The sequence below is a fragment of the Flavobacterium ardleyense genome (assembly GCF_033547075.1).
Classification (GTDB): domain Bacteria; phylum Bacteroidota; class Bacteroidia; order Flavobacteriales; family Flavobacteriaceae; genus Flavobacterium; species Flavobacterium ardleyense_A.
The window spans coordinates 1,557,903-1,569,906 of sequence record NZ_CP137891.1; the positions used below are offsets into that span (position 1 = coordinate 1,557,903).

A 12,004-nucleotide genomic window follows, 5' to 3' on the forward strand; every position below is an offset into this window, starting at 1 on the left:
TATTACTACGCTTAATTATTTTGTACCTTTGCGCCCTGATTAAGGTTGCTATTCATAATTACTCTGAATCGCATTAAAAGGGAATTAGGTTTAAAACCTAAGCTGTTCCCGCAACTGTAAGCTATAAAACTGTTGTTGTCTAACACCACTGAGATTTTCTTGGGAAGGTATACAGCAGATGCAAGCCAGGAGACCTGCCTTAAATCATAACAAATATCGAATCTTCGGGAAAAAAGATTTATGAAATTATGGTTTTACACAAGTTTTTTATTTCAGCACTTTTTATTTTTGGGTTTACTGTTGCCAAAGCGCAAGAGTCGAGCATCGCTTTGGACGAAGTGATTATTACCGATTCACACCTTAAGGATTTTACCGAAACTCAAACTGTTTTGCATCTTTCGGATACTTTAATTCGACGCAATGGCCATTTGTTGACCTCGCTTTTGGAGTTCAATTCTGGTATTTATATGAAAGAGCACGGCATTGGAGGAGTTTCGTCGCCGTCTTTCCGGGGAACTTCTTCGCAGCAAACCGCAGTAGTCTGGAACGGAATTAATATTAATTCTCAATTACTAGGACAGACAGATTTCAATACTGTTAGCACAAGGTCCTTTCAAACAATTGATGTTAAAGCCGGTGGAGGAAGTATATTATACGGCAGTGGGGCAATTGGCGGAACAGTGCATTTGAACAACGATTTGCAATTTGGCGAAAGCTTCAAAAATGATCTTCAGATTTACTACGGCGCAAATAATACGCTGAGTACCGCCTATTCTGTAAAGGCAGCTTCCGCTAAATGGAGTGCTTCGGCTGGATTTTCGAGAAATAGTTCGGACAACGATTATAAATTTGTCGGAAAAGAACAGCGAAATACCAATGGGCAATATTTCAACACTAGTTTTGATGCGGCAGTTGCATATAGATTCAACCGAAGACATCAGATAGAATTTTTTAGTCAGATGGCTGACGGAGAACGAAATTTTGCCATTACGTCGCCAAATGCAATTCGAACAAAATACCAAGACTTCAATACTCGAAATCTTCTAAGTTGGACTTTTAAACCTTCGACGAAAGTCTCATCCAAATTAAAACTGGCCTACGTTTTAGAAGAATTCCACTATTTTGATAATATCAGAAAGGACGAATTTTTATCTTCTGGAGAAGTTAAAACTTTGATTGCGAAATATGATTTTAGCATTCAACTTTTAGCGAAAGCGAAACTAAATGCCATTATCGATTACAGCCAAAATTCAGGAACAGGATCGGGAATTATCAAAAATAGGAGAGAGGCATTAGGCGCGAGTGTTTTATGGAAACACGATCTGACCGAGAAATTTGGATACGAGCTGGGTTTACGTAAAGAATCGGCCTCCGATTTTAATAGCCCACTATTATTCTCGGCGGGGTCTTATTACGATGTTTTATCTTTTTATAGAGTTAAAATTAATGCTTCAAAAAACTACCGAATTCCAACATTCAACGATTTATATTGGCAAGAAGGTGGAAATGTTGATTTGAAACCAGAAAATGCACTTCAAGGAGAATTTATAAATATTCTTTCGGCTGGACCGATCACTTTTACCGCCACAGGATTTGTAACAAAAGTAAAAGATATGATTAGATGGTTGCCGACCAATAACTCATTCTGGTCGCCATTTAATACCGATAGAGTTACCATTATGGGTGCCGAAGCAGCTCTAGATTATGGAAAAAAGATGGGTAATCATTCTTTTAATTTGCGTGGAGGATATTCTTATACGTCATCCAAAGATGATAAAACAAACAAACAATTATTCTATGTTCCGTATCACAAACTGACTGGAAGCGCTGATTATGCTTACAAAAAGTTTTCAGTCTATTATCAATTTATGTTTACGGGCAGAGTTTTTACCACATCTGACGAAAATCCTTTTAATGCAATTGCCGATTATAATCTTTCCAATATAGGAATCGATTATAATTTTAGCCAGAAAAATACGTTCAAAATTGGTCTAAAGCTCAACAATGCTTGGAACGAAAAATACAATAGCTTGGATCAACGACCGATGCCGGGCAGAAATGCAACAATTTATTTAAACCTTAATTATTAAAAAAAAATGAACTTGAAAAAAATTTACTTAGGACTTGGACTTGCGGCCTTATTTTTTACATCTTGTACAACCGAAGAAGAAATTCAGCAAATACCGTCACTAGGAACTTATGATAAGGGAGTCCTTGTGGTGAATGAAGGAAACTTTGGTACTCCAAATGGATCAATTTCATTCCTGTCAAATGATTTTAGCGTATTTCAAAATGGAATTTATGGGATTGAAAATAATAATGAAGCGCTTGGTGATGTTGTTCAGTCTATAAGTTTTAGTGGAGATAAAGCATTTATTGTGGTAAATGCATCTAATATTGTTCAAGTTGTAAACAGGTATAGCTTCAAAAAAGTTGCAACAATTACCGAAGGTTTAAACAATCCTCGCTACAGCACAAGTAGCAACGGAAAATTATTTGTAACAAACAGCGGTACAAAATCGGTGTCTGTTTATGATTTATCAACTTATGCTTTTATTACCAATATTGCTATTGACAAAACTGTGGAAAAAATTGTTGCAGCAAACAATAAAATTTACGTTCAGAATGGAGCCTTTGGCGGTGGAAGTAATGTAACGGTAATTAACGCAGCGACTAATGTAGTTACTACTACTATTGAAGTTGGAGTAGGCGTAAATTCAATGGAAGAAAAAAACGGAATCCTATATGTAATGTGCGGAAATAACGATGGATCATCACTTTATCGTATCAATACCGAATCGGATACCAAAAGTGTAATTGAAACTACTTCTTTAAAAAAGGCCAAAAACATGGACGTTGACGGAAACAACATTTGGTACACAGTAGGTACAGGAGTTTATGCAATGCCAATCACGGCAACGAATTTCAACCAACTACCACTATTTAGTGTTGCAGACAATAATTTTTCTACGTTTTATGGCTTCGCTGTAATTGACGATTTTATTTTCTCTGCAGATGCAAATGGATTTACCCAAGATGGTATTATGAAAATTTATTCGCCAAACGGAACCACTTTAAAAACTTTTAACACGAAAGTTGGACCAAACGGATTTTACTTGAACTACTAGATTTTACATAAACTATTGAGTAAAAAGCTGGCAGATATTCTGTCAGCTTTTTTTTTGAATGATGCATACCTACCATTGAGAATCGAGATTTAAAAATTATTATTATAGATCTATTCCATAATTCTTTAGTATTTTAGCCTAGTAAAAAATGTGATATGGAGAAGTCAAAAATTATTGGAACCAGAAAAAGGCAGGCTTTGGCATGGTTATCGGTAGTTGCGATTGTCGTGGTGGCTACAATCGTTTATTTTACCAATGACGACGGGATGACAAAGGAGCAACGTCAGGTTTATTATGAGACAAAAGATGCCTTGGAGCTATTATCAGTAAGTCTCAATAAAGGTGTTTACAGTGTGCATTATATTAAGGAGTACGACAAGGCAAAAAACAAGGTCTTCGTAGAAAGCGATTCTATTAGCAATTAAAAATTAATATCTATAAAAATGAAAAAAATATTTACGACTTTACTTTTGATGTTAACACCATTATTTTTCTATGGACAAACGGTTTTTGATAAGTACGATGGCAAGGAAGGCGTAAATTCTGTTATTGTAAATAAGAAAATGTTTCAGATGATGGGGAATGTGAAGAGCAATGAACCACAGCAATATTTGGATTTGATAAAGAAGCTGGACAATCTTAAAGTTTTTCGTACAACCAATAATAGCGTAGTTTCGGACATGAAAAGCACTGCGGCGGCCTACGTAAAAACTGCAGGCCTTGATGAGTTGATGCGCGTAAGCGATCAGGGACAGAATGTTAAGATTATGGTCAAGGCAGGAGCGACTCCCACCCAAGTAAAGGAATTATTGATGCTCATTGACGGATCTGCAAACGGAAGCGAGACCGTTTTGATGTCCTTAATTGGAACTTTTGAATTAAATGAAATTGCATTATTAACCGACAAGATGAAACTTCCAGGCGGCGAACAACTAAAAAAAGCTAGTAAAAATTAAGATATATTACATTTAAATAATCGGGGACTTCTGTAGTAGAAGTCCTTTTTGCTTACAACCGTTCCTACTAATTAAGTGGTAGATAAGATGTTTCGCTTTTTTTTGGGCGAGCCCTTTTGCCAAGAGGTTAATCGCTGTCAGGCACAATTGTCTTAAATACGTTACATAAGAATGATTGATTAGGCAAAAGGTCAGGCTGTCCACTCCCAATCTTTGTTGTAGCTTTTGCTCCGCAAAGCCACAACAAAGGATTTACGCTACCATCCTTCTCGCAAAGTCTCCGTCGATGATTACCAAAATCTCATTATAAAAGAAGTTGTATTTATTGAAATTTATTCCAAAGTTGTTGCAGGGAACTTAAGGGAGGCGGACAAATATTTTATTTTCCAACGATTGTTCTAAAGGTCAGATTTACTCTGCTATTAGAGATTTTCTTGGTTGGAGGAAGACGATGTAGCCAGTTTTTTTGAGTTTCACCTTTCATAATAAGAAGACTTCCGTGAGGCAAAAGCAATTCAATCTTTTCAGAACTTTCTTTATGCTTAAAGCAAAATTTGCGCTCAGCGCCAAAACTAACCGAAGCGATTGCGCCTTCCTTAGCAAGATCTTTTTCTGCATCGCTGTGCCAGGCCATACCTTCTTCGCCAGAATGATATAAATTTAGCAAGCAAGAATTAAAGGTTTCTCCAGATTTTTCTTCAACTATCTGCTTGATAGTTACAAGTTCATCAGTCCACGGCAATGCAGTTTTTGTGTTGTTAGAGTAAGTGTAACTAAAGGCTTCGTCACCATACCAAGCAACTTTGCGCTTAGTGATTATTTTTTTGCCAAAAATCAAAGCTTCGTCATTTTGCCACCGAATTGTTTCCAACAAAGCGCCATAATAAAAGTCTGCAGACTGCTGATTGAAAATTTTACCGTAGAAGTTCACCGTTCCACCATGAGGCAAGTAATTTTTATTAGAATCATATGTTTCCTCAAATAGTAGCATGGTGAAAAGTTTTAACGAATAGAAATTATGTTTGTAAACCTAATTATAAAGGTAACAATGCAATTTCAAAGTTTTGTTAAAAATAAATTATGAAGAATGGATGTTTATTGATGGTCAATGGTACGAGACCAAATTGCGCATCTCACGGCTAAGAATCTATGAAATTTTTAGAATTCAATATAATGCTGATGAATGGGTAGTATTATTATACTAGATTTCTCATAAAAACTCTGTTTTCGCATCTATTAACTGCGAACGATGGTAGAAAATAAAACACCTAAGTACAGTATTTCGCGAGTAGACCAATTGGCATTTTCTTTAGTATAATCTTAAGGTCCATTAAAAACACACAATAGAGATTTATTCGCAATTAGTATGGTATCAATCTATTATTTAAGCAAGTAGAAAAAGCAATATTGCAATAAATAAAAAAGCGCTGTATATAATTCTGTTCATCTTAGTTTTTATTTGTAGTTAAAAATCCTTGACGATTAATGTAAAAGATTTAGACAAAATTAAACAAGAGGTACTTTCAATTTCTTACAGATTACTTGAAACATTTAATATAATTACGGTATAACCTAAAAGAGTTATTTAGGTTAAATTTTACAGCATCTCGTAGTCCTTCATCACCATTAAGCCCAACAAACCATATTCAAAAGTGTATTGAACTTCGTTGGCATATCTTACTTCATAATAATCAAAGAATAATCGCACGCCGGGATATTCAGCAAGTTGATGGTTTTCTAAAGCTATTATCGAAGTATTATCGGTATAGCCATTCGAAATTATTTTAAAATTTTCTGTAGTTGGATTAGATGAAAAAACGAAATTGACAAGAAAGAGGAAACTCACAAATGTCGTACCAACTCCAAAGCTTAAAAAATTCTTATCCTTTCTATTTCGAGCAATAATCTGAAACAGTAAAACAGCAATGGCATAAGCCGAAAAGACAAAAGATATAGTTACAAGCGTGTGTATCACCACTTGAAAAAACATCATAAAATTTAGAATAATCAAAACCACGATCTGAAACCTTCGAAATAAGAAAAGTTTCCCCATTGAATGTAGGAATTTATTCTGATCTAAAAGTGTTAGACTTCTGTAAGCTTGCAGATGCAAAGGAAACATAATCAAATTGACAAATACATATCCTATTATAGATTCTACTCCTACGAGCGAATATAAAACAATTGGGAAAACAGTTAAAAGTAGTAACGAAAATACAACACTTAGATGAATCACCACAGTGTCTACGACCATTTGATCTTTGTATTGATCGCTCTTCAAAAATTCCTCATAGCGCATTCGTGCATATTCCCGAGCGCGTTCTTTGGCATTCGCGCGCTGTTGCTGCTGCCAATCTTCTTCCGTCCACTGATAGTTTGTCGAGCCGCTCTGCGTAGAAGTACTCCCAGACGAATCTACATTGATGAGGTACTCATATGCTTCATTGAGCAATACGAATTGCTCGTGCGCATCGGCACTTTTATTCACATCAGGATGCATCATCTTGGCCTTGCTCCGATAGGCTTTTTTAATCTCAGCAACAGATGCCGAAGTCGATATTCCTAATATAGTGTAATACTTCTGGATGAGAATGGAGGATTATGGTTTTGGGAGTTAAAAGTAGGGAAAAAATTTAGTTTTTCTATAAAGCAAAAATATCCTTTTGAGGCAGTTAGATTTTTTCAACTCTTATTGAGAATTCTACCTTAGAAGTAACAAATTTTCCCAATAATAAAAGTGGTGTATAACAATCAAATGGCACACTAAAATAGTGAAAGCAAGCGTCACTCTTTCGTTTAAACATTTTTGCTTTTCGATAGTCTCGCTCTTCGATGATCACTGCCCTCGAAGCAAATAGCATTTCCCAACGAAGTTCCGCTTTAGATAAATCAAATGGCACAATAAAATAATGGAAGCGACCTTCACTAATTCGTTTCGACATTTTTGCTTTTCGATGTTCTCGCTCTTCGATGGTCTCTGACCTCGAAGCAAATAGTTCCGCTTTAGATAAATCAAATGGCACAATAAAATAGTGAAGGCAAGCTTCACTATTTCGTTTCAACATTTTTGCTTTTGGACATTTTTACTATTCGATGATCTCTGACCTCGAAGCAAGCAAATAATCTATGGTCACGCTGGGATTCGCTTCGCGCATCCCAACAAAGCTCCGCTTTGAAAATAGAATGCCGCAATAAAATAGTTGAAGCGAGCTTCACAATTTTATTGCGGCATTCTATTTATTCGTGACCACGGTGGGATTTGAACCCACACGCCCTTGCGAGCACCAGCCCCTCAAGCTGGCAAGTCTACCGTTTCTCCACGTGGCCTAAAAATAACAAAGACGTTGCAATGCAACGTCTCTATTTCTGTGACCCGACTGGGGCTCGAACCCAGGACCCCATCATTAAAAGTGATGTGCTCTACCAACTGAGCTATCGAGTCTCGCATTAAAAAAATAAAAAAAAATAAAAACTTTCATTGTGACCCTACTGGGGCTTCCCGATATTGCCTCGCGGCATCGGAATAAACTTCTCGCCCAGAAGTATTATCAACAAATTGTGACCCGACTGGGGCTCGAACCCAGGACCCCATCATTAAAAGTGATGTGCTCTACCAACTGAGCTATCGAGTCATTGTTTTTATTGTTTCAATGCGGGTGCAAATATAAGGCTCTTTTATTAATGTTTCAAAGCAAAATAGCTTTAAATTTGTCTTTTTTTCAAAACTATTTTTAACACCCTCACTGCTAAGTATTTATTTAATGAACAAAATTATTCTTCTAGGATATATGGGCTCCGGAAAGTCGACAATCGCACAAAAACTTGCCCTTTCGCTTAACTTGCCCGCCATCGATCTTGACCAATATATCGAGCAAACCGAAAATATCTCAATCAAAAAACTTTTTGAAAGCAATAAAGAAATCAAATTCCGAAAATTAGAACATCAATATCTCAAAGAACTAATCCAAAATGAAGAATCATTTGTGCTAAGTCTAGGTGGAGGTACTCCCTGCTATGCAAACAACCATTTACTGCTACAAGGAGACAACATTACATCTATTTACCTCAAAGCTTCCATTGAGACTCTTACAGATCGCCTTAAAGACCAAAAGGATTCTAGACCACTTCTTGCCAATCAGCCCGACGATGAGCTATCAGAATTTATCGCCAAACATCTTTTTGAGAGAAGCTACTTCTATACCCATGCAACACATACTATTAATGTAGATGAAAAGTCGGTCGATGCTATAGTAACTGAAATCGCCAATTTACACCGTTAGATACGCGTAATTTCCTTCCTTTTCAAAAACCACCTGCACATGTTCCATTAGAGAAGTACTCAGCGAAATACCTTTAAAATCAGCTTTCACCGGGAAATTTTTGTGGTTGCGATCTACTAGCACTGCGGTTTTAAACTTCTTTAATGGTACATCCAGAAAATGACGAACGCCATAAACCAATGTTGCTCCCGAATTCAGGACATCATCCACCAAAACAAGTCCCTTATTGGTGTAATCCTCGGGTTTTAATGAAGTGGTAATAGGAGCGGAGGGGTTTTGCTTGTCAATCTCGACTTCGCAGATTATTACATTGATATCCGATATACTTATCAATTTATCTGCTAGCATTTGTGCAAATACATAACCACTTTTTGAAATTCCAGCAATTACAATTTCCGTCTCCTCATCAAAGGTCTCGTAAATCTGATAAGCCATTCTTCTAGCTTTATGTTCGATTTCCTGATGAGTCAGGATGATATTTTTTGTCATTATATAAATGTTTGATCTTAAAAATTTTATTCTTCGCTTGTGTTTTCACTGTTTTCCTCACCATAATCCTCAAGATCACGGCGGTCTTTTTTGGTTGGTCGCCCTTCGCCATTCTTGCGATAATGCTGTTTGCTGAGCTTCAGTAATTCTAAGTGCTCAAAAGACTCTGCCGGCGTTTCGTCCTTGCGATACATATCCACAAGTTTCGCGCCCAGCCTGCTTTCGGGTATATCAAGTACCGTAATAATACGAGTTATTTGGTCTTTGCGAAACGTAATTTTATCGGTCGGGAATACTTCTTTAGATGGTTTCGCAACCTGACCATTCACCGTAATATGGTTTTTCTTGCACGCCTCGGTCACCATACTCCTAGTTTTGTAGTAGCGCACACACCATAAATATTTATCAATCCTCATTTGTTTTCTAAATTGAGCGTTAAAGTATTTACAAAAATAAACCAATATTGTATCTTGCGCACTTAAATTTACTTTAAGAATGAAGAATTTTTCTAAATTACTTTTCTTGCTATTGGCAGTTGCCATTGCCTCTTGTTCCAAAAACGATAAAATTGAAACGGTTCCTCTTAGAGATTATGCTCTTCAGTACACTGCAGATCTAGATTCTATCAACAAATTTATCGATACTCATTATATGACTGTAACGCCAGAATTGGATGTTACTTTCGCCAAAATTGATGCATCTGCTCAACCTTCTATTAGGCAGCAAAGCGATTTTCCTCTGCAGTTTAAAACGGTTACTCAGGGAACAATCGATTACAAAGTATACTACATAAATTTTCGCGAAGGCGCCAATAGACAACCAACAAAGCTTGACTCAGTTTATGTGACTTACAAAGGTGAATTATTGAGTGGTACTAGTTTTGACCAAGCGCAGACTCCTATTTGGTTCGAGCTTGATAAAGTTGTAAAAGGCTGGCCAGAAATAGTTCCAATGTTCAAAACTGGTTTCTATGATAATAGCGGAGATCAATCAAATCCTACAAGTTTTACAGATTTTGGCGCTGGAGTAATGTTTTTACCATCTGCCTTAGGATATTATGGTTCTACATCTCAGTCAGGTTCAATTCCTTTGTATTCGCCTCTAATTTTCTCTTTCAAATTGATGGAATTAAGATATACAGATCATGACGGCGACGGAATATTATCCAAAGATGAGGTTGCAAATCCCGGTGATGATCCTGAGCTCTATGATACAGACGGCGATGGGACACCAAATTATAGAGATGTAGATGATGATGGCGATGGTTACTTAACCAAGTTCGAAATTCGTGAGAATGGTGTAATTACTTTCCCAACATGTCCTGGTGGAACTATTTCTAAGCACCTAGATCCAACCTGTCACTAAGATTTTTAGAAAAATATGCAATCCCGTTATCTTCATAGGTAACGGGATTTTTTTTTAGGAGCTAATCCCGCTTTCTGCTACAATCTGCAAGCACAAATTCCTTGTGCACAATGAGCCGCAAGGAGCTTCCTTTGGTCGCTCTTGCAGCCCAGTGCCCAATGTCATTTGCCACTTGCAGGATTTCCACGACAATCGGGGCTAGGGCACATCGGTAAATTAGATATTGAAATTATCAAACTAGTTTCTAAGATAATTCAACTTCTGCGGATTCGGTGACTGAGCTTGTCGAAGCCGTCGACGCCACATTACCTAAATGAGTCGCCCGAGTTCTCGCTGGCTATTTTCTCTATGGCTTAATCTCGGTGGCTGAGCTTGTCGAAGCCGTCGAAGCCTCGCTACAATAATTTCTCGTAAATTCCATCAAACAAAAAAAGCCCAAAGAATTTAAAATCCTTTGGGCTTTTATATTTTCAACTGAAAACTAAAATCTACTTTCTTGCCACTACTTTTTTAGCTGCAGCTACAATCGCTTCGTTGTTCAATTTATATTTATCCATCAATTCTTCTGGAGTTCCACTTTCGCCAAAGCTATCATTTACCGCAACAAATTCCTGTGGTGCAGGATGATTTAATGACAATACTCTAGCAACGCTTTCGCCAAGGCCACCAAGGATATTATGCTCTTCGGCAGTAACGATGCATTTGGTTTTAGCCAAAGATTTCAAAATTGCTTCTTCGTCCAAAGGTTTAATTGTGTGGATATTAATTACTTCCGCCGAAATTCCTTCTGCTTCCAATTTCTCCGCAGCAATCAGTGCTTCCCATACCAAGTGTCCAGTTGCTACGATCGTAACATCTTTTCCCTCGCTTAGCATAATCGCTTTTCCGATAACGAACTCTTCGTCAGCAGGCATAAAGTTAGGCACTACCGGACGTCCAAAACGTAGGTAAACTGGTCCGTGATGATCAGCAATTGCGATTGTCGCCGCTTTCGTCTGATTGTAATCGCAAGTATTGATTACCGTCATTCCTGGCAACATTTTCATAAGTCCAATGTCTTCCAAAATTTGGTGAGTTGCTCCATCTTCACCAAGAGTAAGTCCCGCGTGAGACGCACAGATTTTTACATTCTTATCCGAATAAGCCACAGATTGACGAATCTGATCGTAAACTCTTCCTGTACTAAAGTTGGCAAAAGTTCCTGTAAATGGAATTTTACCTCCAATTGTAAGACCTGCCGCGATTCCAATCATATTTGCTTCAGCAATTCCAATTTGGAAAAATCGCTCCGGATGATTCTTTTTAAAGTCATCCATTTTCAAAGAACCAATAAGGTCCGCACAAAGCGCCACCACATTTTCGTTCTTCTGTCCAAGTTCTGTTAGTCCAGCACCAAATCCTGATCTAGTGTCTTTACTACCTGTATTTTTATATGTTTTCATTTTTTTCTAAATTGAGAGATGAAATAAAATTTAAAGATTTAAAGATTGAAAAATCGAAAGATTTGAAGTAATAACAACTTCACCTCTTATATATTTATCTCTACAATTAATATTAAATAGAATTCTATCTTGATATTTTATGTTCTAATTAAAGACTTTAGAATTAAGAATCTTTTTATTGTTCGTAAGTTTTTGCCTTTTCCCAATCTCCAATTACTAATCCCTAATCCTCGTATTCCTACTCATCCAGTTTCATCCAGTGCTGCTGCGCCTCCTTTGTAGCTGTTCCTCCCCTTTGGGGAGGCTAGGTGGGGAGGGAGGTTGGGTGGGGATTCGGGATTGGG

12 protein-coding genes, 3 tRNA genes and 1 riboswitch are annotated in these 12,004 nt (G+C 37.2%); of the genes, 6 read left to right on the forward strand and 9 right to left on the reverse strand.

All coding sequences use genetic code 11. The features are described from left to right. Positions 1–25: 25 nt before the first annotated feature. Positions 26–216, forward strand: a riboswitch (cobalamin riboswitch). Positions 217–248: 32 nt separating this feature from the next. The 4 genes from SBO79_RS06750 to SBO79_RS06765 all read left to right on the forward strand — a co-directional run bounded on the left by SBO79_RS06750 (position 249) and on the right by SBO79_RS06765 (position 4,084). Continuing rightward, positions 249–2,090, forward strand: coding sequence for a TonB-dependent receptor plug domain-containing protein (locus SBO79_RS06750; RefSeq protein WP_318643320.1), 1,842 nt, complete (start codon positions 249–251; stop codon positions 2,088–2,090). A gap of 12 nt (positions 2,091–2,102) precedes the next feature. After that, the gene (locus tag SBO79_RS06755; RefSeq protein WP_318643322.1) at positions 2,103–3,128 is read left to right on the forward strand and encodes a YncE family protein; all 1,026 of its coding nucleotides are present in this window, start codon (positions 2,103–2,105) and stop codon (positions 3,126–3,128) included. A gap of 155 nt (positions 3,129–3,283) precedes the next feature. Beyond that, positions 3,284–3,553, forward strand: a complete 270-nt coding sequence (locus SBO79_RS06760; RefSeq protein ID WP_318643324.1) for a hypothetical protein — start codon at positions 3,284–3,286, stop codon at positions 3,551–3,553. Positions 3,554–3,571: 18 nt separating this feature from the next. Further along, the gene (locus SBO79_RS06765) at positions 3,572–4,084 is read left to right on the forward strand and encodes a GFO_1090 family protein (protein ID WP_318643326.1); all 513 of its coding nucleotides are present in this window, start codon (positions 3,572–3,574) and stop codon (positions 4,082–4,084) included. Between the two features lie 379 nt (positions 4,085–4,463). Here the strand turns inward: SBO79_RS06765 and SBO79_RS06770 are convergent, their stop codons facing one another. From SBO79_RS06770 to SBO79_RS06795, 6 genes are all read right to left on the reverse strand, one after another. Further along, positions 4,464–5,075, reverse strand: coding sequence for an alpha-ketoglutarate-dependent dioxygenase AlkB family protein (locus SBO79_RS06770; RefSeq protein WP_318643327.1), 612 nt, complete (start codon positions 5,073–5,075; stop codon positions 4,464–4,466). 606 nt (positions 5,076–5,681) lie between these two features. Then, complete coding sequence (locus SBO79_RS06775; protein WP_318643467.1) at positions 5,682–6,677, reverse strand: DnaJ domain-containing protein; 996 nt, start codon at positions 6,675–6,677, stop codon at positions 5,682–5,684. Positions 6,678–6,756: 79 nt separating this feature from the next. Beyond that, entirely contained in the window at positions 6,757–7,149 is a 393-nt protein-coding gene (locus SBO79_RS06780) for a hypothetical protein (RefSeq protein WP_318643329.1), read from the reverse strand. Positions 7,150–7,328: 179 nt separating this feature from the next. Next, positions 7,329–7,411: transfer RNA gene (locus SBO79_RS06785), tRNA-Leu, on the reverse strand. A gap of 42 nt (positions 7,412–7,453) precedes the next feature. After that, a tRNA-Lys gene (locus SBO79_RS06790) sits at positions 7,454–7,526 on the reverse strand. Between the two features lie 117 nt (positions 7,527–7,643). Then, positions 7,644–7,716: transfer RNA gene (locus tag SBO79_RS06795), tRNA-Lys, on the reverse strand. 129 nt (positions 7,717–7,845) lie between these two features. Here SBO79_RS06795 and SBO79_RS06800 point away from each other — a divergent pair. After that, positions 7,846–8,364 (forward strand): shikimate kinase, encoded by a 519-nt coding sequence (locus SBO79_RS06800; protein ID WP_318643331.1) that lies wholly within the window; start codon positions 7,846–7,848, stop codon positions 8,362–8,364. Here the strand turns inward: SBO79_RS06800 and SBO79_RS06805 are convergent. Both SBO79_RS06805 and SBO79_RS06810 read right to left on the reverse strand, forming a co-directional pair. After that, positions 8,353–8,853, reverse strand: coding sequence for a phosphoribosyltransferase family protein (locus SBO79_RS06805; protein WP_318643333.1), 501 nt, complete (start codon positions 8,851–8,853; stop codon positions 8,353–8,355). The two genes, SBO79_RS06800 and SBO79_RS06805, sit on opposite strands and share 12 nt — an antisense overlap. A gap of 26 nt (positions 8,854–8,879) precedes the next feature. After that, positions 8,880–9,269 (reverse strand): RNA-binding S4 domain-containing protein, encoded by a 390-nt coding sequence (locus SBO79_RS06810; RefSeq protein ID WP_318643334.1) that lies wholly within the window; start codon positions 9,267–9,269, stop codon positions 8,880–8,882. A gap of 79 nt (positions 9,270–9,348) precedes the next feature. Between SBO79_RS06810 and SBO79_RS06815 the strand changes: the two genes are divergently transcribed. Next, the gene (locus SBO79_RS06815; protein ID WP_318643335.1) at positions 9,349–10,218 is read left to right on the forward strand and encodes an FKBP-type peptidyl-prolyl cis-trans isomerase; all 870 of its coding nucleotides are present in this window, start codon (positions 9,349–9,351) and stop codon (positions 10,216–10,218) included. A gap of 488 nt (positions 10,219–10,706) precedes the next feature. Here the strand turns inward: SBO79_RS06815 and SBO79_RS06820 are convergent, their stop codons facing one another. Then, positions 10,707–11,660, reverse strand: coding sequence for a transketolase family protein (locus SBO79_RS06820; RefSeq protein ID WP_318643336.1), 954 nt, complete (start codon positions 11,658–11,660; stop codon positions 10,707–10,709). Positions 11,661–12,004 lie beyond the last annotated feature (344 nt).

Bases quoted from the DNA above. Each gene is read 5' to 3' on its own strand.
- SBO79_RS06765 (WP_318643326.1), top strand. From the start codon at position 3,572: ATGAAAAAAATATTTACGACTTTACTTTTGATGTTAACACCATTATTT.
- SBO79_RS06770 (WP_318643327.1), bottom strand. From the start codon at position 5,075: ATGCTACTATTTGAGGAAACATATGATTCTAATAAAAATTACTTGCCT.
- SBO79_RS06810 (WP_318643334.1), bottom strand. From the start codon at position 9,269: ATGAGGATTGATAAATATTTATGGTGTGTGCGCTACTACAAAACTAGG.
- SBO79_RS06805 (WP_318643333.1), bottom strand. From the start codon at position 8,853: ATGACAAAAAATATCATCCTGACTCATCAGGAAATCGAACATAAAGCT.
- SBO79_RS06815 (WP_318643335.1), top strand. From the start codon at position 9,349: ATGAAGAATTTTTCTAAATTACTTTTCTTGCTATTGGCAGTTGCCATT.
- SBO79_RS06750 (WP_318643320.1), top strand. From the start codon at position 249: ATGGTTTTACACAAGTTTTTTATTTCAGCACTTTTTATTTTTGGGTTT.
- SBO79_RS06780 (WP_318643329.1), bottom strand. From the start codon at position 7,149: ATGTTGAAACGAAATAGTGAAGCTTGCCTTCACTATTTTATTGTGCCA.
- SBO79_RS06820 (WP_318643336.1), bottom strand. From the start codon at position 11,660: ATGAAAACATATAAAAATACAGGTAGTAAAGACACTAGATCAGGATTT.
- SBO79_RS06760 (WP_318643324.1), top strand. From the start codon at position 3,284: ATGGAGAAGTCAAAAATTATTGGAACCAGAAAAAGGCAGGCTTTGGCA.
- SBO79_RS06800 (WP_318643331.1), top strand. From the start codon at position 7,846: ATGAACAAAATTATTCTTCTAGGATATATGGGCTCCGGAAAGTCGACA.